General features: G+C 43.1%; 19 protein-coding genes. 12 read left to right on the top strand and 7 right to left on the bottom strand.

The window, feature by feature from the left end:
• Positions 1-169: 169 nt before the first annotated feature.
• Together ispG and ctpC are read left to right on the top strand one after the other, a co-directional pair.
• Positions 170-1,396 (top strand): (E)-4-hydroxy-3-methylbut-2-enyl-diphosphate synthase, encoded by a 1,227-nt coding sequence (gene ispG / locus CAL7507_RS08570; RefSeq protein ID WP_015128067.1) that lies wholly within the window; start codon positions 170-172, stop codon positions 1,394-1,396.
• A 214-nt stretch (positions 1,397-1,610) separates the two neighbouring features.
• Positions 1,611-2,897, top strand: coding sequence for a carboxyl-terminal processing protease CtpC (ctpC, locus tag CAL7507_RS08565; RefSeq protein WP_015128065.1), 1,287 nt, complete (start codon positions 1,611-1,613; stop codon positions 2,895-2,897).
• 16 nt (positions 2,898-2,913) lie between these two features.
• Here ctpC and CAL7507_RS08560 read toward each other — a convergent pair whose 3' ends face one another.
• A complete protein-coding gene (locus CAL7507_RS08560) occupies positions 2,914-3,102 on the bottom strand; it encodes a DDE transposase family protein (protein WP_015128064.1) in 189 nt (62 codons plus the stop codon).
• A gap of 87 nt (positions 3,103-3,189) precedes the next feature.
• Here CAL7507_RS08560 and CAL7507_RS08555 point away from each other — a divergent pair, with 87 nt between their 5' ends.
• Positions 3,190-3,960 (top strand): DUF4058 family protein, encoded by a 771-nt coding sequence (locus CAL7507_RS08555; protein WP_015128063.1) that lies wholly within the window; start codon positions 3,190-3,192, stop codon positions 3,958-3,960.
• Positions 3,961-4,001: 41 nt separating this feature from the next.
• Here CAL7507_RS08555 and CAL7507_RS08550 read toward each other — a convergent pair whose 3' ends face one another.
• From CAL7507_RS08550 to CAL7507_RS08535, 4 genes are all read right to left on the bottom strand, one after another.
• Entirely contained in the window at positions 4,002-4,298 is a 297-nt protein-coding gene (locus CAL7507_RS08550; RefSeq protein WP_015128062.1) for a type II toxin-antitoxin system RelE/ParE family toxin, read from the bottom strand.
• 7 nt (positions 4,299-4,305) lie between these two features.
• Positions 4,306-4,707, bottom strand: coding sequence for a type II toxin-antitoxin system ParD family antitoxin (locus CAL7507_RS08545; RefSeq protein ID WP_015128061.1), 402 nt, complete (start codon positions 4,705-4,707; stop codon positions 4,306-4,308).
• A gap of 20 nt (positions 4,708-4,727) precedes the next feature.
• Positions 4,728-5,003, bottom strand: coding sequence for a hypothetical protein (locus CAL7507_RS08540; RefSeq protein ID WP_015128060.1), 276 nt, complete (start codon positions 5,001-5,003; stop codon positions 4,728-4,730).
• 119 nt (positions 5,004-5,122) lie between these two features.
• Entirely contained in the window at positions 5,123-6,019 is an 897-nt protein-coding gene (locus tag CAL7507_RS08535; RefSeq protein WP_015128059.1) for a prohibitin family protein, read from the bottom strand.
• Positions 6,020-6,379: 360 nt separating this feature from the next.
• Between CAL7507_RS08535 and CAL7507_RS08530 the strand changes: the two genes are divergently transcribed.
• Complete coding sequence (locus CAL7507_RS08530) at positions 6,380-6,646, top strand: hypothetical protein (RefSeq protein ID WP_015128058.1); 267 nt, start codon at positions 6,380-6,382, stop codon at positions 6,644-6,646.
• Positions 6,647-6,780: 134 nt separating this feature from the next.
• Entirely contained in the window at positions 6,781-7,257 is a 477-nt protein-coding gene (locus tag CAL7507_RS08525; protein ID WP_015128057.1) for a hypothetical protein, read from the top strand.
• 69 nt (positions 7,258-7,326) lie between these two features.
• On the opposite strand, the gene CAL7507_RS08520 is transcribed toward CAL7507_RS08525, so the two are convergent.
• Positions 7,327-9,372: an elongation factor G gene (locus tag CAL7507_RS08520; RefSeq protein WP_015128056.1), complete on the bottom strand. Its 2,046-nt coding sequence runs from the start codon at positions 9,370-9,372 to the stop codon at positions 7,327-7,329.
• A 356-nt stretch (positions 9,373-9,728) separates the two neighbouring features.
• Here CAL7507_RS08520 and CAL7507_RS08515 point away from each other — a divergent pair, with 356 nt between their 5' ends.
• The 4 genes from CAL7507_RS08515 (at position 9,729) to CAL7507_RS08500 (ending at position 15,554) form a co-directional block, all read left to right on the top strand.
• On the top strand, positions 9,729-10,721 hold the full coding sequence (locus CAL7507_RS08515) for a lipopolysaccharide assembly protein LapB (RefSeq protein WP_015128055.1): 993 nt from the start codon (positions 9,729-9,731) through the stop codon (positions 10,719-10,721).
• A 96-nt stretch (positions 10,722-10,817) separates the two neighbouring features.
• Complete coding sequence (locus CAL7507_RS08510; RefSeq protein ID WP_015128054.1) at positions 10,818-11,366, top strand: phosphate-starvation-inducible PsiE family protein; 549 nt, start codon at positions 10,818-10,820, stop codon at positions 11,364-11,366.
• Between the two features lie 804 nt (positions 11,367-12,170).
• A complete protein-coding gene (clpB, locus tag CAL7507_RS08505; RefSeq protein WP_015128053.1) occupies positions 12,171-14,786 on the top strand; it encodes an ATP-dependent chaperone ClpB in 2,616 nt (871 codons plus the stop codon).
• A 150-nt stretch (positions 14,787-14,936) separates the two neighbouring features.
• Entirely contained in the window at positions 14,937-15,554 is a 618-nt protein-coding gene (locus CAL7507_RS08500) for a Uma2 family endonuclease (RefSeq protein ID WP_015128052.1), read from the top strand.
• Positions 15,555-15,663: 109 nt separating this feature from the next.
• Here CAL7507_RS08500 and CAL7507_RS08495 read toward each other — a convergent pair whose 3' ends face one another.
• On the bottom strand, positions 15,664-17,106 hold the full coding sequence (locus CAL7507_RS08495; protein ID WP_015128051.1) for an MFS transporter: 1,443 nt from the start codon (positions 17,104-17,106) through the stop codon (positions 15,664-15,666).
• A gap of 65 nt (positions 17,107-17,171) precedes the next feature.
• Between CAL7507_RS08495 and CAL7507_RS08490 the strand changes: the two genes are divergently transcribed.
• The 3 genes from CAL7507_RS08490 to CAL7507_RS08480 all read left to right on the top strand — a co-directional run bounded on the left by CAL7507_RS08490 (position 17,172) and on the right by CAL7507_RS08480 (position 20,517).
• Positions 17,172-17,702 (top strand): phosphoribosyltransferase, encoded by a 531-nt coding sequence (locus CAL7507_RS08490; RefSeq protein ID WP_015128050.1) that lies wholly within the window; start codon positions 17,172-17,174, stop codon positions 17,700-17,702.
• Positions 17,703-18,231: 529 nt separating this feature from the next.
• Positions 18,232-18,930, top strand: a complete 699-nt coding sequence (locus tag CAL7507_RS08485) for a response regulator transcription factor (protein WP_015128049.1) — start codon at positions 18,232-18,234, stop codon at positions 18,928-18,930.
• A 126-nt stretch (positions 18,931-19,056) separates the two neighbouring features.
• On the top strand, positions 19,057-20,517 hold the full coding sequence (locus CAL7507_RS08480; protein WP_015128048.1) for an ATP-binding protein: 1,461 nt from the start codon (positions 19,057-19,059) through the stop codon (positions 20,515-20,517).
• Positions 20,518-20,770: the final 253 nt, after the last annotated feature.

The raw sequence follows: 20,770 nt of genomic DNA, 5'->3' as shown, positions 1-20,770 counted from the left end.
TGCTTCTATCAATTAAAAAGCCTGTCAATTTCTCTTTATCTCTCCTTCTTACTCAAATTTTCTTTTTTTTCCCAAGGCATCGCCCAAAATAGCCCCACCTATGGCAATCTGAGAAACAGAGGTTTGGAAATTTGATATTTCCGCTACAGCAAATTTACCTAATGAGGTTATGCAAACTCTGCCCACAGTTACAACTGCAAACACCACATCTAATCAACCAATCTTTGATACAACAATCAAGCGGCGTAAAACCCGTCCTGTAAAGGTGGGAGATGTCACCATTGGGGGTAACTATCCTGTGGTGGTGCAGTCGATGATTAACGAAGACACCCTAGATATTGATGGTTCCGTGGCGGCTATTCGTCGTTTGCACGAAATTGGTTGCGAAATCGTCCGCGTCACCGTGCCAAGTTTGGCACATGCGAAAGCTTTAGCGGAAATTAAACAAAAATTAATTCACACTTATCGAGATGTGCCCATTGTTGCCGATGTGCATCACAATGGCATGAAAATTGCTTTGGAAGTCGCCAAGCACATTGAGAAAGTGCGGATTAATCCAGGGTTGTATGTTTTTGAAAAGCCAAATACCAACAGAAGTGAATACACCAAAGCCGAATTTGACGAAATTGGCGAAAAAATCTGCGAAACCCTAGCACCTTTAGTAGTCTCTCTGCGAGATCAAGGTAAGGCGATGCGAATCGGGGTAAATCACGGTTCCCTCGCTGAACGAATGTTATTTACCTATGGCGACACCCCAGAGGGGATGGTGGAATCGGCGTTGGAATTCGTTCGGATTTGTGAATCTCTCAACTTCCGCAATATAGTTATTTCCATGAAAGCCTCACGGGTACCTGTGATGGTAGCCGCCTATCGCCTCATCGCCAAGCGCATGGACGAATTAGGTATGGATTATCCCCTGCATTTGGGCGTAACGGAAGCTGGTGACGGCGAATATGGCCGCATCAAGTCTACAGCTGGTATTGCTACTTTGCTTGCTGACGGTATTGGCGATACAATCCGAGTCTCACTTACAGAAGCACCAGAGAAAGAAATTCCTGTCTGCTACAGCATTCTGCAAGCTTTAGGTTTGCGGAAAACTATGGTGGAATATGTAGCTTGTCCTTCTTGTGGCCGGACTTTGTTTAATTTAGAGGAAGTACTGCACAAAGTCAGGGAAGCAACCAAACACCTCACAGGGCTGGATATAGCAGTTATGGGTTGCATTGTCAATGGTCCCGGAGAAATGGCAGATGCTGACTATGGTTATGTAGGCAAGACTCCAGGTTATATTTCTTTATATCGTGGTAGAGAAGAGATTAAAAAAGTCCCAGAAGACCAAGGCGTAGAGGAATTAATTGACCTGATTAAAGCAGATGGACGCTGGGTAGAGCCGTAAGGGGGCAGGGGGCAGGCTTGCCGTGAGCGTAGCCGAATGGGAGCAGGGGGAGAAATAACTAATAACCCAGTCCCCAGTCCCCAATCCCTTAGATCACCGGATTCTTTAACATTTTGTTGTAATAAGAATACATGCTCCGTCCTGACAGTGATACCCTGTGTTAGATTGAGCATACTGAATTATAAAAAATTTTCCTTCTGGCACAGCTGTCATTATGGTGATTACAAAAAGTAGGCTGGTTTTGGGTGCTACGGCAGTAACGCTCTCAACAATTGCTGTTACTAGTCTTGGCATTCATTCAAGAGGTCAGGCTTTATTTAAAGAAAGTCCTAAGGAATTAATAGACGAAGTTTGGCAAATTGTTCAGCGCCAATACGTAGATGGTACTTTTAATCAGCTAGATTGGCAGGCTGTTCGGAAGGAGTACTTGAGCAAGTCTTATACTAGTCAGCAAGAAGCTTACAAGTCCATCCGGGAAATGCTGAAAAAGCTGGATGACCCCTACACCAGGTTTATGGACCCAGCAGAATTCAAGAATATGCAGGTTGATACCTCTGGGGAACTCACGGGTATTGGCATCACAATTAGTCTAGATGAAAAAACTAAGCAGCTCGTTGTGATTGCGCCTATTGAGGATACACCTGCATTCAAAGCGGGAATTCTGGCAAAGGATGAAATTCTGACAATCAATGGCAAAAGCACCAAGGGAATGGATACCAATCAAGCGGTGTCCCTGATCCGGGGTGAACCAAATACGAAAGTCAAGCTGACGATTCGCCGCAGTGGACAAACAAAAGATTTTGAAATCACACGCGCACGTATTGAAATTCATCCGGTGAAGTTTTCGCAAAAGCAAACTCCAGCAGGTAATCTCGGCTATATTCGCCTGAACCAGTTCAGCGCTAATGCTGGTAAGGAGATGCAAAATGCTATCAAAAATCTCGAAACCAAAAAGGTTTCTGGGTATGTTTTAGATTTGCGCGGTAATCCTGGCGGCTTGCTATTTTCTAGTGTAGAGATTGCCAGGATGTGGCTCAATAAAGGTACGATTGTATCTACTATTGACCGCCAGGGCGAGCAAGAGCGGGAGATAGCCAATGGACGCGCTTTAACAAATAAGCCGTTAGTAGTGTTGGTAGATAAAGGTTCCGCCAGTGCTAGTGAAATTCTTTCAGGCGCGTTGCAAGACAACAAGCGTGCGACTTTAGTGGGTAGCCAAACCTTTGGTAAAGGCTTAGTGCAATCGGTGCGGCCTTTGGAAGATGGTTCGGGGCTAGCGGTGACAATTGCTAAATACCATACGCCTAGTGGTAAAGATATTAATAAGCACGGGATTGATCCAGATGTGAAGGTGGATTTAACCGATGCCCAGAAAGAGGAATTATGGCTCAAAGAGCGCGATAAACTCGCTACATTGGCAGATCCACAATTTGCCAAGGCGGTAGAAGTGATAGGCAAACAAATTGCTGCTAAACCCACTACAACCGGAGTCAAGAATTAAAAGTTGTGCATTGAGTCTACTGGGGTTGGCATTTGCCAGCCCTAATTAGTCCAACGCGACGGGCGATCGCCTCTCCTTGAGAAGTAAACGGCCCCCACTGTTCTATAATCTCAGAATTATCGTCCCCAACTTCTTCGCTGGGGACGATTTCGCAACTTCCAGCATTGCGCTTGATAATATACCAAGTTTGTGGATCTTCAGTCATTGGTGGGAAAATTTTGTTTTTACAACAGAAATTTTACGCCATAGTCGTTGCTAGGATCAGCACAGAGCAATCTATCTTAGTTAACCTATGCCTTCACCATTTCCAGGAATGAACCCCTACTTAGAACATCCTGAACTTTGGCCAGAAGTTCATAGTAGATTAATTGTGGCGATCGCTGATGCAATTTTCCCTCATTTACGACCAAAATATCGAGTCGCAATTGAAAAACGGGTTTATCAAATGACAGATGGAAATTCTGTTCTAGTTGGTATACCAGATGTAACTATAGGACGATATATAAAAGCGACAGATAAAGAACCATCTAATATTGCCGTAGCTTCACCACCAGCTAAACCCATAACAGTTAATATTCCTATTCCTGAAGAAGTGCGAGAAAGTTATCTTGAGGTGAGGGAAGTGGGAACAGGGGAAGTAATCACAGTGATTGAACTTCTTTCACCCAAAAATAAACGCCCTGGAGAAGGTAGAAAAGCTTACGATACTAAGCGTCAACAAGTATTTGGTAGTTCCACTCATTTAGTAGAAATAGACTTGTTGCGTGGTGGCGAACCTATGCCAATTTTAGGTAATCAAATTCAGTCAGACTATCGGATCTTGGTTAGTCGTAGCGAATTACGTCCGCGAGCAGAATTATATCCTTTCAATTTACCAGAACAGATACCTACTTTTGTTTTACCACTACGAAAAGGTGATACAGAACCATTGTTAGATTTACAATCTGTAATTCAGGATTTATTTGATCGTGCTGGTTTTGATTTGGCGATAGATTATAGTCGTGAACCAGTCCCGCCTATTGGGGAAGATGATATTGTTTGGGTGAGTGAGTTGTTAAAATAGCAAGGGTTGCGTTAATTACTTGATATTGAGAGAGCGCTTCATTATTGTTCCTCAAACAATGCATATAAATCCCGATAACCGCTCACAACACGAGCAACCTCAACTCCACCTTCAATTGAACTGTAAAAAATCAAATAATCATCCACAGGAAAACTTCTCAGCGAGGGAGAAAGTTCATCTCGTCTGCGTCCCATATTTGGGAAATTTGCCAGTATGTCGAACTTTTGCGCGATCATATCCAAAAACTTATTCGCTGTATCTGGATTTTTTGCGAACAGATAATCGTGAATTTCTTGTAAATCTTGTGCGGCTTGAGGTGATACAAAGTAGATGCCCATTAATATACTACGCCTCAGCTTTTCTCATTACTTGGTTTTTCTGACGTAGTTTTTCAATTACCGCTCTACCATCAAGTCGTTCTCCACGTTCGAGTTGTTCAACTCCAAGCGCAATTTCTCGTTTCAATTCCTCAAATCTACCCTGATAAATCCTTTCTCTTTCCTCCAGCAGTTTAATACCCGCAAGAATGACTTCCTCTGTCGAAGCATACTTACCGCTGGAAATTTGACTTTGGATAAATTGCTCTAATTCAGGAGTCAAGGAAATACTCATAAGTCCGAATTTCAGTAAATGTTTTTCTATATTCTTATTATAGAGGCGGGCGATCGCACTGATTTTTGTACTTGACATTGAGAGAGCGATCGTTTTTGTCTTGGCTTTAACATAGGTGTAGGATTGTTCGCTCATCGTTAAGGGCGATCGTCAAATCATTCAACTGTACGCTCCATAGAAGAACCACCAAAGCTAAAGGCAACATCATAACCAATTCGCATGGTAAATAATCTCGCGTTGGGATTTTTCTGCTTTAACATTAATGCTGATTCTACACCACTTTTATCAATTCCATATTCGCCAGTTTCAGCATCAATCACAATCATCTTGCCAATATTATCGCCATGTTCAACTTGTTGGCGAATCCCATTTTGGTAAAATTGTTTAGCTCGTTGGGCAACTTCTTCTACAGTCCAAAAAAGAGCTTGCATAATTACACCTGTTTTTACCTATTTTCATTATAGGAGTGGGCGAGCTAGTAGGGAATAAAGATGCGATCGCCCAAGCTGAACATTGATATATGCTTATAAATTCAGCAACATATTAAATTTTAAGGCTTTGGGTTTCCTGCTTCTGGCTGGATCATAATTGGTACTCCACCTTTTTCAGAACCGACAATGATGATTTTAGAGTTATTTGATTGAGCTAGTTTTTCTGTCGCTTCAATCGCTCTTAATTGCAGCACTTGATTAGTAAGTCCACCAGATATAATTTTTTGAGCATCAGCTACGCCTTGCGCTTCAATCCGTTTTCGTTCTGCTTCTTGACGCTCTTTTTGTAAAACAAATTTCATCTGCTGATTTTCTTGTTCTGTCTTGAGTTTATCTTGAATTGCCGTTTGCAGTTTCTCAGGCATTTTGACGTTTCGCAATAAAGCTTCTTCCACAACGAAACCCAAAGCAGGTATTTGTTGAGTGAGTTGTTGGTCAATTTTTTGGGCGATTTCTTGGCGTTTGGTAGAGTAAATGGCACCGGCTGGATAGTTAGCGGTGATGGCGCGGACAGTAGAACGGAATCGGGAAATCACTAATTGTGTTTCGTCAGTGCCAATTGTTTTATACACGATCGCAGCTTTTTGTGGATCAAGCTTGTATTGCAGACTAACATCGAGATTTAGGCTCAAACCTTCTTGGGATGTGATGTCTACGTTTTCTTTAATATCTTTCAGGCGAGTGGAAAAATTCAATACCTTGGCAAAAGGGTTAACCAAATGCACACCTGGATTGAGAGTATTGTCGGAAACCTGACCAAAAAAGTTGACGATACCGACATTTCCGGACGGGACAATGACTAAAAGCCTAGAAATAGCAGCTAGGACTGCAACACAGCCAATTAATAGCGTAATACCACGTACCGCCAAGCGATATCTTTCATCAGCTATTCTGTTGGTGTTGAGATATACAAGAATTGTGATCAAGCTGGTGAGGAGGGAAACTATGAAGCCCATGAGATTTTCCTTGATGGTGAGGATGCGCCATATGCTTAATCACAATAGTTCCCAATGTTTTTATGAAACTATTTGACACTCAACAAAAATAAATCGGCGTTGCTGATTGAAAATATGAATTGATTTCACGCTCCAGATGAAGAGGTGCGGAGAGTAAGAGTTTTCAACACTCGCTTTGAGAATTTTATACTTCAATTCAGCAGTTCGGTGTGGGTGCGATCGCTAAAATCCAATTTGCTAGACTCAGTAGCGGATTATCTTTGACTAACGCGGATATTTTAGTAGTTGCTTAGGGATTTCCTCAGAGGCGATCGCATCTCTACAACAAAATAATGTATAACGTAATGTATACATTACTTGATGAAAATTGTGTCCAGCAAAATTCGCAAGCAGATTTATATTGAACCGCGTCAAGAGCATCTGCTAAAAGCGATCGCCCAACAAGCCGGTGTGAGTGAAGCAGAGATTATTCGCCAAGCCATTGACCTTCATCTTGGGAGAATAACCGCACCCCACACCAATCTTGCAATGTGGGAAGCCGAAAGAGAATTTATTGACCAAATCAAAACTCGACCAGCGCAACCAGGATATCGGGATTGGAAACGAGAAGACCTCTATAAACGGTAGGGTTTTCCTGGATACCAATATTCTCGTTGCCACCCTCGTAATGATGTAGAATCCTAGTCCTTGCCTAATTTTTTACTATTTCTGGGAAAACTATAACTGTAGATTCTCTGTGAGAACAAGTTGGAGAAACAGTTATGGATTTAAATGAATTAATCTGGACTAAAAATATTAAGCCTCAAAAAAGTGGAGGCTGGGCTTATAAAAGCGAAAGCATAGCTAATCTGTATCCAGATTTAAGGATTTTTACCTTAAATTGGAAGAATTCAGATCATAAAGACGAAAATAATGCCAGCGCCCCACAAGAAGGCGAACTGATAATTTTAAGACAATATGCCAAAGTAACACATATTGTTAAAATGCTTAATAATCAACTGTATCGTGAGATAAATACTGAGGAGGACTTTAATATTTGTCGTCTTGTACAAGTGATTTGGATGACAGATGATTGGGAAAACTCTCCACATAATGACAAAGTATTTGATTGTGCTATTCACTTTCCTTCAAATGGAAAAGCAATAAAATTAGACAAGATACAAGAATTTCAAAAACGTTGGAATACAGCAGGATTAGAATTTCAACAATATGTCCAAGGAGTATTAAATATTCATTAGACCTCTTGCAAAATTACCCTAAAACCCCACCCCCAGCCCCTCCCCGCAGGCGAGGAGGGGAGATTTTAATTATTTACCGTTACCGTTAGCACCATTACCATTGCTAGCCAGGACACGTTCAGCTAGCTTTTCTGGCACCTCCTGCAGATGGTCATATTCCCAGTGGAAAGAACCAACGCCGAGAGTTTGCGATCGCAACTCGACAATAAAGTTTTGCATCTCTGCTTGGGGCAAGTAAGCTGAAATATTATCCCAGCCTGACCAATCATGTCTACCTTCGTAGCCTAAAATCTGCCCCCGTCTACCACTAACTAGTTGCAATACCTTGGAGGTAAATTCATTGGGGGTTGTGACTTGGACACGCAGAATTGGTTCTAGTAAGGTGGGTTGGGCTTGGGGTATCCCCGTTTGCATAGCCAAGCGGGCGGCTTGCTTAAAGGCTTGTTCGGAACTATCAACATTGTGATAGGAACCATTGGTTAATGTCACCGCCACATCCACCATCGGGAAACCCAGAGGCCCATGTGTGAGAAACTCTCGCACACCCATTTCCACACCGGGAATATATTGTCGAGGAACCACGCCACCAACAATGGTTTCCCGGAAGTTAAAGCCTTCACCCCGTGGTAAGGGTTGGATGTTGAGGAAGACATCCCCGAACTGTCCGTGTCCACCGCTTTGGTGCTTATAGCGTCCATGAACCGATTCCACAGATTTGCGGATGGTTTCTTTGTAAGGGACTTGTGGGAGGTGGGTTGTCATCGCCAAGTTATATTTCCGGCGCAGTCTGTCTAAGGCGACTTGCAAATGAATCTCACCTTGTCCCCAGAGAATAACTTCGTGGGTGTCGCCGTGTTGTTCCCAAGCTAGGGAAGAATCTTCTTCTAACAGTTTAGCGATCGCACTGCTAAGTTTCACCTCATCGTTGCGCCTTTCGGGAGTAATGGCGAGGGCATACACTGGTTCCAACTGTTCCGCTTTGGGTAATGACTTCACCGATTGTGAATCTGTGGTAAGTGTATCTCCCGTTTTCATCCCTTCTAAACGGCTAACAGCAACAATTTCACCAGCATTAGCTTCATTCACAAACTGCTGTTGTTGTCCCATAAGGCGATAAATTCCCCCAGCGCGAACGCCGTTGAGAACAATACCTTCAGTTAATTTACCTTGCCAAACCCGCACTAGGGAAAGTTTGCCACCTTGGGGAGTGTAATAAGTTTTTAATACCTGCGCTATGGGGTGAGTGCTTTTTTTAGTTAAACGACGTTCTGCTGTGGTTTCTGGTTCGGGGGCTTCTCTTAACAAGGCTTCTAGTAAAGGGCGAACGCCATAATCTTGTTCAGCCACACCAAAGAACACAGGTACTACCAAATCCGCACCCAATTCCATTTTTAAATCTTGGAGAATTTCCTCTTGAGGCGGTTCAATGTCTTCTAAAAGTTCTTCTAATAAATGATCATCAAAATTTGCTAGGGCTTCTAACATTTCGGCCCGTGCTTGATGTTCTTCTGCTTTCAGGTTTTCGGGGAAGGGAATCGGATCGGCTGGTGCGCCTGCATGGTATTGATAGGCTTGTTCGCTCACCATATCAATAAAGCCTGTCAGCTGTTCCCCTTGCATGATTGGGTATTGATGGGCGACTAGGGGACGGCTAGAAACAGCTTTGAGGGCGTGTAAAGTTTCCAAAACATGAATATTCGCCCGATCCATTTTGTTCACAAAGACGAGATGGGGAATTTCCCAGTCGTCGAGGAATTTGAATAGGGGCGCTAAGGTGAGGACTCTATCGCGGATGGGTTCGCAAACTACAATGGCTGCATCTACTCCCATTAAAGCGTTGTAGGTTTCTTGGACAAATTCCACTGAACCGGGACAGTCGATAAAAGTAAAGCGAGTACCACTATATTCGGTACTCGCTGCGCTTACTTCTACACTCATCCGGCGATCGCGTGACTCATTCGCACTATCCCCGACGGTGTTACCATCCTTAACATTACCTTTGCGGGAAATTGCCCCTGTGACAAATAACAAGCTTTCTAGTAAAGTAGTTTTCCCACTTAAATAAGGACCAACAATTGCTACATTCCGCGAACCCGATTTTACTTTTTCGTTCATAAAACCTCCCTTGCGGTAAAGCATTTTAACCGCATTATCCTGTTGATTCCAAGGATTTGAGATGGTTCTCTTAAGACAGTTAACAGTCAACAGTGAACAGTCAACAGTAAAATAACTGATAACTGATAACTGATAACTGGTAACTGATAAACAAGAATCATCCCCTCTTTAATTTGTTATTATCCTCCCTTTAATCTGAACAAAAAAAAATCGTATTCTGTTGTAAGATTTTCCTAAATAAAAGTTAATAAATACAAACTTTAATCCAGAAGTTTAAATTTTTGTAAAATCTATCAGGCTTCACAAAAGTTTTTATAAAGTAAACTTAACTTAAAGTGTTGCCAGTCAGAAAATCCATGAGATTATCATTCTCTAAATATCCCATAGCTGGGCTAGTAAGTTTAATTTTGCTATCTGAAAGTATTCTTTCCCCTGCTCTCCCCCTCCCCTCTCCTGAACAGACTTGTACTGAGCGTTCGCGCAGCGTCTCCGTCAGGAGAAGTCAAAGTAGCCGAAGGGCACCTCCTCTTTTACTGGCGCAGAACGGTAATCAAGCTGCTACAGACAAGTTAAACCAAGGCTTACAGGCGATTCAGGCGGGGAGAGTACAAGATGCGATCGCATTTTTTCGCCAAGCCGCCCAGCTTGATCCGAAACTGGCACCAGCCCACTATAATTTAGGGCTAGCATTGCGACAAGCGGGACAATTACAACCTGCAGCAGATGCATTTTATCGAGCAACTCAAGCAGATCCTAAGTTTGCTTTAGCCTTTGCAAATTTAGGTGGAGCGTTGTTAGAAGGGAACAATTTACAACTGGCGAATGATTATTTGCAACGGGCAATAGAACTAGATAGCAAACTGGGTTTTGCTCATTATAACTTGGGTTTACTTAAAGAACAGCAAAGAAATTGGGATCAAGCGATCGCATCTTTTAAAAAAGCAATTGAATATAGTCAAAATGCACCAGAACCAGCCTATCATTTAGGTTTATCCTATCTCCAACAAGGCAAAATAGACCAAGCCAAAGATGCTTTCCGCAAAGCCGTAAAAATCAACCCTAAATATCCAGAAGCTCATTATAATCTTGGTTCGATTTGGTTTCAAGAAAAAAAATTGCCAGAGGCGTTAGAGTCTTTTAGAAAATCAGCCCAAGCTAACTCCAACTATCCTAACGCTTATTACGGTGCTGGTTTAGTCTTTATGCAGTTACGGCAGTATGGAGAAGCAGCACAAGTATTTCAATATGCGAGAGATTTATATAATTCTCAGAGAAATCCCGCTTGGGCAAAAAATGCTGATCAATTGTTGCAACAAGCACAGAATTTAAAATATCAACCTAAAAACTAACCTCGCTGAGGCACGATTCCTTAACATTGGGTAACAATAGGATTATGGAGTAAATCGGCTGGTCTGTGATGAACTTTGATTGGAATGGAAACTGACATGCAGAAGCGCTTCAAGAGTCGATTTTTATTTTGCGATCGCTGGCTTGATCGACAGGCAATTGTTCGCAACATGGAGTCTTTCCAAGACCTAATTGTGATTGTCTTGTGCCTAGGTTTATTTGCCGTCATGCTGCTACAACTGTGGGGAATTGTGATTGCCCTCACGCAGCCACTAGACTACAAAATAGTCACCGCAAAAATTCTCTTTGTATTGATTTTAGTGGAATTATTTCGCCTGCTCATGGTCTACTTGCAAGAACATAGTATTTCTGTAGGAGTAGCAGTAGAAGTAACAATTGTCTCTGTATTACGTGAAGTAGTTGTTCATGGTGCGTTGGAAATCTCTTCACTTCAGACAGCAGCAATTTGTGGCTTATTATTAATTTTGGGTGGATTACTGGTAGTGTGTGCCAAAACACCACACATGGATTGCATAAGTGCCAACACCAAGCTTTGCCCGATAGCCTATAAAGGCATTAAAAACCAGCAAAACGAATTAGAATTCCAATATTCACATCGCTGTGATGAGAATCTACCTCTGGCGTAAATCACATCAGCCATAGGGCTAAAAAACAGGCTAAAACTTTCATGCTTGAGGCTGCGTAATGCAGCCTTTATACTATACTTCCTCTTACGCATTTAGACAGATGAATTGCTCTTTTAGGGTGAGTAGAAATGAATAAGAAACCTAAAAAATGATACAGATTTCTCGTAAGGGCACGGCAATGCCCATTGGTGTCAACTTAACGTGAAACCCTTGTCAAAACGTGATTTTGAATTAAATCACCTACCATCAAGATCCGCGTTACCCCACCCCGGTTTTGTCTAAAGCCAAAACCTCCCCTCCCCAAGGCATCGGGGAGGGGATTGAGGGGTGGGGTAAAACGTATGTCGGGTAAGCGTTGTAGCTCAATTTGACACGTATGGGCAATGCCGTGCCCCTACGAGAAATCTGTCTGTATCAGTATTTTCGTGAATTGGTATGAGATAAAAAAGCTTTAGAACTAAAGCCGATTGATCAGAGCTATCTTGATCAAAATTCATCTGCAAGCCTATCTCGATAGCGTGACTGAAAACAGGACCTACGCACAACACAACGACAGTAGGAGGCAAGAGTTCTCATTTGCAGTATAGCGATCGCCTCTATGAGATAATTGTCCTCTTAGCAGTCTCTGATGACGGAAAATTTTGTTGGCGACAGGTAATACTACTACTTGATCAAGACGTGAAGACCGATCCAGTTACTAGCCTCCGTCTTCTTACAATGGCTTTATCAGCACAAATTTAAGTGTTGTTCTCTTTGTGACACACACTTTGCAGTCTCCTCCTCTAGTGGTTTCTCCACAAGCCTATGCAACCCACTAATCAAAACCAATTTACAGAAAAAGCCTGGGAAGCGATCGCCCATACCCCGGATATTGTTAAACAATATCAACAACAACAGATAGAAAGCGAACACTTGCTGAAAGCACTGCTAGAACAAGAAGGTCTAGCCATTGCGATTCTTACCAAAGCAGGTGCGAATATCCAAAAAGTGCGCGATCGCACTGAACAATTCCTCCAACGTCAGCCAAAAGTATCAGGTAGCAGCACCTCCGTATATTGGGGACGCAGTGCAGATACACTATTAGATCGGGCCGACGGATATCGTAAAGATTTCCAGGACGAGTATATTTCAGTTGAGCATATATTCCTTGCCTACGCCAAAGACGATCGCTTTGGTAAAGGTTTACTCCAAGAATTCGGTTTAAACGAAGCCAAACTAAAAGATATTATTAAACAAGTTCGAGGAAGCCAGAAAGTGACGGATCAAAATCCAGAAGGTAAATACGAAGCACTGGAAAAATATGGGCGTGACCTCACAGAAGCTGCCAGTAAAGGACAACTTGATCCGGTAATTGGGCGTGATGATGAGATTCGTCGCACCATCCAGATTCTCTCTCGCCGCACTAAGAATAACCCAGTGTTAATTGGCGAACCAGGTGTAGGTAAAACGGCGATCGCCGAAGGACTAGCACAGCGCATCATTGCTGGTGATGTACCTAAATCCCTCGAAAACCGCAAGCTAATCGCCCTCGATATGGGTGCTTTGATTGCTGGGGCAAAATTCCGGGGCGAATTTGAAGAACGCCTCAAAGCAGTATTAAAAGAAGTTACGGAATCTCGCGGCAATATAGTTTTATTTATTGATGAAATTCATACCGTTGTTGGTGCTGGTGCGACTCAAGGCGCGATGGATGCCGGTAATTTGTTAAAACCAATGTTGGCGCGGGGTGAATTGCGGTGTATTGGGGCGACAACTTTAGATGAATACCGTAAGTATATTGAAAAAGATGCTGCCTTAGAAAGACGTTTCCAGCAAGTTTATGTAGATCAGCCCAATGTGGAAGATACTATTTCCATTTTGCGCGGGTTGAGAGAACGTTATGAAACCCACCACGATGTGACAATTTCTGATAGTGCTTTAGTTGCAGCTGCGACATTATCTAGTCGTTATATCTCTGACCGCTTCCTCCCTGATAAAGCCATCGATTTGGTAGACGAAGCCGCCGCCAGATTAAAAATGGAGATTACCTCCAAACCAGAAGAACTCGACGAAATCGATCGCAAGATTTTGCAGTTGCAAATGGAAAGGTTGTCCCTGCAGAAAGAAAGCGATATAGCTTCCCGGGAACGTCTAGAAAGACTAGAAAAAGAAATTGCTGATCTCCAAGAAGAACAAAGAACGCTAAACGCTCAATGGGAATCTGAAAAAGGTATTATTGACAAAATTTCATCAGTTAAAAAAGAGCTTGAACGTGTTAATCAAGAAATTCAGCAAGCAGAACGTAACTACGAACTTGAAAAGGCTGCGAAGCTAAAATACACTACGTTAATCGATTTGCATCGTCAATTAGAAGCCGTAGAAAATGAATTGGCAGCCGTTCAAAGAAATGGTAAATCATTATTGCGTAAGGAAGTCACAGAGTCTGACATTGCTGAAGTTATTTCTAAGTGGACAGGGATACCAATTAGCAAGTTGGTGGAATCAGAAAAAGAGAAACTGCTGCATTTAGAAGATGAACTACACCACCGCGTAGTGGGACAATCTGAAGCAGTCACAGCAGTAGCCGATGCAATTCAGCGATCGCGTGCTGGACTTGCAGATCCCAACCGTCCCATCGCTAGCTTTATTTTCCTGGGGCCTACTGGTGTAGGTAAAACTGAGTTAGCGAAAGCACTGGCGGCTTATATGTTCGACACTGAAGATGCGCTAGTGCGAATCGATATGTCTGAATATATGGAGAAACACGCAGTTTCTCGACTCATTGGTGCGCCTCCAGGATATGTGGGTTACGAAGAAGGCGGACAACTCACAGAAGCGATTCGCCGCCGTCCTTATGCAGTCATTCTCTTCGATGAAATTGAGAAAGCCCACCCCGATGTCTTTAATATCTTCCTGCAAATTCTTGATGATGGTCGCGTCACCGATGCCCAAGGTCATAAGGTAGACTTCAAAAATGCCATCATCATCATGACCAGTAACATCGGTTCTCAATACATTCTCGATGTCGCTGGCGATGACTCCAGTTATGACGAAATGCAGCATCGGGTGATGGAAGCGATGCGAAATAGCTTCCGTCCAGAATTCCTCAACCGCATCGATGAAATCATTATCTTCCATACTTTGCAAAAACAAGAACTGCGGCGGATTGTACTTTTACAAGTAGATCGACTGAGGAAAAGACTCACGGATCGCAAAATGTCCCTCAAGCTTTCTGATTCTGCACTTGACTTTTTAGCTGAAGTAGGTTATGACCCAGTTTTTGGAGCGCGTCCACTCAAGCGGGCAATTCAGCGCGAGTTAGAAACTCAAATTGCTAAAGCCATCTTACGCGGCGACTTCAACGACGGCGACACCATTTTTGTTGATGTGCAAAATGAGCGTCTTTCTTTTAGTCGTTTACCTGTTGAGGTGTTTAGCTAAGATTAGTCTCACGCATACCGACTGAGTCGTTCCCGCAGGGTAGGCGCAAAGGCGCAAAGACGAGGAGTGGCTTCCCATAGGGTAGACGCAAAGTGATCTAGAGCGTCTTTGCGCGAAACTTATAGTAAGCTGCAAAAAGAGTTAATTATTATGACCCAAACTCAAGTTAAAAAACTGACTTTTACAGAGTTTTTAGCAAAAGTCCCTGATGATGGTATTTATGAATTGGTGGATGGGGAAATTGTAGAGGTGGACGCAACTAGAGCGCATAAAAATGTAGCCAGATTTTTGGTTAAAAGTTTTGACAGAGAAGCTGAACGTTTGGGGCTGGACTATATCGTTGACAAAGATATAGTTGTCAGAACTGTAAACAAAAATGGACAAGAACAAGGCAGAAGACCGGATGTGAGTGTAGTTAGCGCTAGTTTGTGGAACGCTAATGTTTTGGATTATGGCGCTGTCACTGAACCTATCCCATTAGCTGTAGAAGTTACTTCTACTAATTGGGAAGATGATTATGTTGACAAATTGGACGAGTACGAGAGACTGGGAATAGATGAGTATTGGCTTGTCGATTATTTAGCGATCGCATCTAGAGCTTACCTTGGCAATCCCAAAGTCCCGGCAGTGTTTGTTTACAACTTGGTTGATGGTCAATACCAATCTCAAAGATATACTGGGAGCGATCGCATTATTAGCCAAATTTTCACAGAACTTCCCCTCACCGCCGAACAAGTTATCACCAGCAGTCAATTAAGCAGATTGTAATGGGGACTAGGGACTGGGGACTGGGGATTGGGGACTGGGGATTGGGTAGATAAGAATTAATGACTCTTGACTTTTGACTTTTGACTCTTGACTCTTGACTCTTAACCTTTTACTCAATCTTCTCTCGTCGCTGTTGGAGTTTCAGCATAATCTCTGCGTGCATCTCGCGGGTGATGGGATAAAAATACGTTAAAAATAAGCCACAAATTAAACAAATTGTCGGTAGAGGGCCAACCGCAATCCGGATTGCATTTAATGCAGACTCAGGTTGTATGGGTAGTGTAGTTTGTCCTGCTAAAGTTTCTTTAAAACCAGATGCTTGCAAGGCGTTTCCTACCAAAAATAACCCGAAAGCTAAACCAAATTTTTGCAGCAAAACCATAAAGCCATAGAAAATTCCTTCCCGGCGCTGTCCAGTTTGCAGTTCATCTAATTCAATCACATCTGGAATCATCGACCAGGGAACTAAATAAGCTGTGGAAACTCCAACACCGGCCATCACAGCCATCACATACATCAAAACTATTTGCCCAGGCTGTAAGAAATATAATCCAGCGGCGGCGATGATCCACGAACTCATCCCCAGAAAATAAACAACTTTTTTCCCCACCTTTTTACTTAAAGCACCCCAGACAAATAACATCAGCAAGGCGGTTCCTTGGACTGCAATCATGACTGTAGGGACATCTGATTCTTTGAGGCGCATACATTCAACAACGAAGTAGGGAATGATGCTGGCTGTGATTTGCACGCCTAACCAAGAAAACAGATAGATACCAATCACAAACAAAAAAGGTCGGTTGCTAAAGACGATTTTTAGCTGTTCACCGATGGGAATAGATGGAGTTTCTTCAGCTTGGAGTCGTTTGGCTTCAAAAGCTAGGACGCGATCGCGTGTGCCATAAACACACCAATATAAGGATAAAGTCGAAATTGCTGTACAGATGGCCGCTAAGACGAGATACTGTTGTTGGCGATCGGCAATTTGCGAAAAAACTACCTTCGCTAAAATCAACGATAAAATACTGCCACCAATAGAAAACGTAAACCGAAAACTATTCAAGCTAGTGCGTTCGTCATAATCCTGAGTTAGTTCTGGAGTCATTGCCGTGTAAGGCAAATTGACAACGGTGTAAAACACCTGGGATAACAACCCAATAATGACGTAATACCAAAACAATGGCCAAACATTAGCACTCTGATCGGCACTAAATCGCGGTACAATCCACTGTAGGAAAAAGAAAAATCCGAAGGGAATCGCCCCGTAAAGTATCCAAGGCAAACGCCTTCCCCAGCGCCGAGATTTAGTTTTATCAGTCAGCACCCCCACAAACGGATCATTTACTGCATCCCAAATCTTACCCACCATCAAAATGCTGCCAGCTAAACCAGCCGGGATACCAGCGACATTGGTAAAGAAAACCAGGAGAAAAAATACAGAAATATTTGCAGTAATCGCCGGGCCTAAATCTCCTGCACCGTAAGCTAGCTTTGTTTTAAAGTCTAGTTTTTCACTTTGAGGGGCATAGCCATCAGCAGTAGTATCATTCATAAACGCTTTGAACTCATATTAAGATAAAAACTTTGCCTTCAGTATTACCCAATCACTACTGTTTTATGTCAGACCTTTACGTTTCTTGGTCAGATTATCATCAGAAAATTGAACAATTGGCAGTTCAGATTTACCAATCCGGCTGGGAGTTTAATCAGATTGTCTGTCTTGCCAGAGGCGGATTGCGTGTGGGAGACATTCTATCCCGTATATACCAGCAACCGCTAGCAATTTTAGCAACATCATCTTACAGTGGTCCTGGTAAACAAGAAAGAGCTAGTTTAACCGTTTCTCGTCACTTGACAATGACCACCGAAAATCTAGGTTCGCGGATTCTTTTAGTAGACGACCTTGTAGACTCTGGAATCACACTCCAAGAGACAATCCCTTGGCTTAAGCAAAATGCTGGTTTCCCCATCGAAGAAATTCGCACCGCTGTACTTTGGTATAAAGCTTGTTCAGTTATCAAACCGGATTATTATATTGATTATCTGGCAGATAACCCCTGGATTCACCAACCCTTTGAACACTATGAGTATATAACCCCCGCTGAACTGGCGAAAAATCATCCAACTCAGACTTATGCACTAACCTAACTCGGTGTTCAGTCTTTGTAGGGTGTGTGACGCTACGACAAAACTCTGTACGTAGACTCAGGACTTATAGCGTCACGCACCATTCTTGGACTGTGACACTAGGGTTTTGACTCTGAAGGTTTTCAGCCCAAAATGCATCATCCAAAATCATAGTCGTAGTTAACGTTCTCATCAGGGCACGGCAGTGCCGATGCCCCTACGATGAAAAGTGCTGAGTTCCGAGTGCTGAGTGCTGAGTTAAAAATACCACCCACGTCCCTTGCGCGTCTCCGACAGGAGAGGGGTGGGGTATCAACCTTCTCCCGATTAAAAGATTCCGCCCACACGGGGCAGGGCATTAACCATAGTGCAAAAGTACTCAGTACTTAAATTTACTCAGGACTCAGGACTCAGCACTCAGTACTGAGTGTGGTAAACACAAAAATTGCATGATAATTTTTAGCTAATTTCGTACAAAGTCAACAGCCTACTGTGACACCTATGTAAGGCTTACGTATTCAACGATCGCCTACTTTTATCAAACAATTAAGTGAACATTCTGTTTGTCGAAGATGAAGCAAAGATTGCTAACTTTGTCCGGGCTGGATTGAAGGAGCAAGGGTTTGTCGTAGACTACTGTGATAACGGTGATGAGGGATATCTGCGGGCATTAGACAATGAATATGACGCGATCGTCCTTGATATTATGGTGCCGGGAAAAGATGGATTATCGATTCTCAAACAACTGCGACGATCAGGGCGGAATACTCCCGTGATTTTGTTAACGGCTCGCAATGAACTAGACGATCGCCTGGAAGGGTTAAACTTGGGAGCCGATGACTATATTGCCAAACCGTTTTTCGTCGAAGAATTAGCAGCGCGAATTCACGCTGTAGTCAGACGGAGTGTAGGCGATGTCTACGACGGGCTACGCCTACGCCAAAATGCGCTCAGTGTTGGCCCACTGAAGCTGGATCGAATCACGCGGGAAGTTACTTGTGATGGACAGATTGTCGAACTTACCACACGTGAATTCAATTTGCTGGAATACTTAATGCGATCGCCTGGCAGAGTTTTTACCCGCACCCAAATCTTAGAACATGTGTGGGGCTATGATTTCAATCCTAATACCAATATCGTTGATGTGTGTATTCAAAGGATTCGCAAAAAGATTGACTCAATTACTGGTTTAAGTTGGATTGAAAGCGTCCGGGGAGTTGGTTATCGTTTTCGTAATTCGCAATCATGAGTTAAGGGTCAAGAGTTAAGGGTCAAGAGTCAAGAGTCAAAAGTCAAAAGTCAAGAGTTATTTCTCCCCCTGCCCCCTGCCCCCTGCCCCCTGCCCCCTGCCCTCAATCCCCAATCCCCAGTCCCCATGCCCCATTTGCGTTCTTTTCGACTGCGAATAGCGTTGTTATTTGCCATGCTAGCTGGTGCTGCGTTAGCTGGGTTTGGTTCTATTTCTTGGTGGCTAATTTACGAGGCTAAAGTTAGTCGCCTGAATGCCAAACTGGAAGCTTTGTTGATTCGTCCCCGCCCGCTAGTCAATGATATTTGGCAGTCTTATGAAAACTTATTATCTTTTGAATTGGGAATAGATGGAGAAACTCCGATTGCTCTTTTAGTAATAGATAAAGATGGCAAGACAGTTTATCAATCCGATCGCTGGTCTGCTGATTTTAACTTAAACGGTGTGTGGCCTCCACGCCCCCAGCTATTACCGATGCCATTTCCACCCCCCAATTTTACAACACAGCAACCCCCAGAAAGACCACCATTCCGTCTTGATCGCCCACTTAATATGACACCGCCTCGTCCGCGATTAGTGACTCAACGCACAACCGCAGGAACCTGGCGCATCGGTGCGATCGCTCTTCCTCAGTTCCAAGTAGCGATCGCTGTCAGCTTGGATGGAATTAATCGAGAGATGAACATTATCCGTGATGTGTTCATGATTGCCATACCCGTCGTCCTGCTGCTCATTACTGGTAGTGCATGGTGGCTATCTTATGGTGCTTTACGTCCCGTCCGGCAGTTAGTTATTGCTATTCGGCAAGTAACAGTTAAAGGTTTGGATCAAAGAGTGCCTACCACTGCAACAGATACGGAATTTTTAGAATTGATTCAGGTGTTTAATCAGATGCTAGAACGCCTGGAACGCAGTTTTAAGCAAGCTTCTCGCTTCAGTGGGGATGCAGCCCATGAACTTAAGACACCCTTGGCAATTTTGCAAGGTGAACTAGAACAAACTCTACAAAACGCTGAACCAGGATCAGAGATACAACAAACTTTCAGCAATCTATTAGATGAAGTGTGCCGCCTCAGTGGAATAGTCCGCAAGCTTTCGTTGCTGTCTCTAGCAGATGCTGGACAAATGAGTTTATATCGAGTTGAGGTAAATTTATCTGATATCCTAGCCGAGATGCTAGAAGATATGGAACTCTTAGCACCCCATCTAGAAGTGCAAGCAGAAATTGTGGTTGCATTGCGGGTAAAAGGCGATCGCGATTTACTCACCCAAGTCTTGCAAAACCTGTTTAGCAATGCGATTAAATATAACGTGCCAGATGGCTGGCTGCGAATTCATGGACGACAACAAGGAAAGACAGTATTAGTCACCATTAGCAATTCTTCTCAAGACATTCCAGATAGCGATCGCGATCGTATTTTTGACCGCTTCTATCGCGGAGATCCAGCCAGAACCCGAAAAGTCGAGGGAACAGGACTAGGACTCAGTCTGGCACGAGAAATTACCATTGCTCACGATGGTAAGCTTACCCTTGACTGCACACCACCCAATCAGACTGCTTTTACCCTCAGTCTACCTATATATTAGTCTCCAATTATGGTATGTCTATTTTTTGAACCCAGCAAATTAAGGTTGCTGCGCTACTACGCAAAATCAGGTTTTTAGCTCTAACTGAACCGTATTGAATTATATTTAGCTGCCATTATAGCCTTTCCTAGGCTACTGAAGTACAAATTTATCTGCGTTTATCTGCGTTTATCTGCGTTTAATTATTTTAGACCGTACCTTACTGGAGCGAGAAACGCTATAGATCCCCGACTTTTTCAAAAAGTCAGGGATC

It is taken from the genome of Calothrix sp. PCC 7507, assembly GCF_000316575.1.
In the GTDB taxonomy this organism is placed as follows: domain Bacteria; phylum Cyanobacteriota; class Cyanobacteriia; order Cyanobacteriales; family Nostocaceae; genus Fortiea.
The sequence above is the reverse complement of the archived record's forward strand: the minus strand, read 5'-3'. Positions and strand labels throughout refer to the sequence as shown.

What these genes read in the sequence shown, in the direction of transcription:
- CAL7507_RS08490 (WP_015128050.1), top strand. Translation starts at nt 17,172, where the DNA reads ATGTCAGACCTTTACGTTTCTTGGTCAGATTATCATCAGAAAATTGAA.
- CAL7507_RS08500 (WP_015128052.1), top strand. Translation starts at nt 14,937, where the DNA reads ATGACCCAAACTCAAGTTAAAAAACTGACTTTTACAGAGTTTTTAGCA.
- ispG (WP_015128067.1), top strand. Translation starts at nt 170, where the DNA reads ATGCAAACTCTGCCCACAGTTACAACTGCAAACACCACATCTAATCAA.
- CAL7507_RS08525 (WP_015128057.1), top strand. Translation starts at nt 6,781, where the DNA reads ATGGATTTAAATGAATTAATCTGGACTAAAAATATTAAGCCTCAAAAA.
- CAL7507_RS08540 (WP_015128060.1), bottom strand. Translation starts at nt 5,003, where the DNA reads ATGCAAGCTCTTTTTTGGACTGTAGAAGAAGTTGCCCAACGAGCTAAA.
- CAL7507_RS08555 (WP_015128063.1), top strand. Translation starts at nt 3,190, where the DNA reads ATGCCTTCACCATTTCCAGGAATGAACCCCTACTTAGAACATCCTGAA.
- CAL7507_RS08545 (WP_015128061.1), bottom strand. Translation starts at nt 4,707, where the DNA reads ATGAGCGAACAATCCTACACCTATGTTAAAGCCAAGACAAAAACGATC.
- clpB (WP_015128053.1), top strand. Translation starts at nt 12,171, where the DNA reads ATGCAACCCACTAATCAAAACCAATTTACAGAAAAAGCCTGGGAAGCG.
- CAL7507_RS08530 (WP_015128058.1), top strand. Translation starts at nt 6,380, where the DNA reads ATGAAAATTGTGTCCAGCAAAATTCGCAAGCAGATTTATATTGAACCG.
- CAL7507_RS08550 (WP_015128062.1), bottom strand. Translation starts at nt 4,298, where the DNA reads ATGGGCATCTACTTTGTATCACCTCAAGCCGCACAAGATTTACAAGAA.
- CAL7507_RS08560 (WP_015128064.1), bottom strand. Translation starts at nt 3,102, where the DNA reads ATGACTGAAGATCCACAAACTTGGTATATTATCAAGCGCAATGCTGGA.
- CAL7507_RS08480 (WP_015128048.1), top strand. Translation starts at nt 19,057, where the DNA reads ATGCCCCATTTGCGTTCTTTTCGACTGCGAATAGCGTTGTTATTTGCC.
- ctpC (WP_015128065.1), top strand. Translation starts at nt 1,611, where the DNA reads ATGGTGATTACAAAAAGTAGGCTGGTTTTGGGTGCTACGGCAGTAACG.
- CAL7507_RS08535 (WP_015128059.1), bottom strand. Translation starts at nt 6,019, where the DNA reads ATGGGCTTCATAGTTTCCCTCCTCACCAGCTTGATCACAATTCTTGTA.
- CAL7507_RS08520 (WP_015128056.1), bottom strand. Translation starts at nt 9,372, where the DNA reads ATGAACGAAAAAGTAAAATCGGGTTCGCGGAATGTAGCAATTGTTGGT.
- CAL7507_RS08515 (WP_015128055.1), top strand. Translation starts at nt 9,729, where the DNA reads ATGAGATTATCATTCTCTAAATATCCCATAGCTGGGCTAGTAAGTTTA.
- CAL7507_RS08510 (WP_015128054.1), top strand. Translation starts at nt 10,818, where the DNA reads ATGCAGAAGCGCTTCAAGAGTCGATTTTTATTTTGCGATCGCTGGCTT.
- CAL7507_RS08495 (WP_015128051.1), bottom strand. Translation starts at nt 17,106, where the DNA reads ATGAATGATACTACTGCTGATGGCTATGCCCCTCAAAGTGAAAAACTA.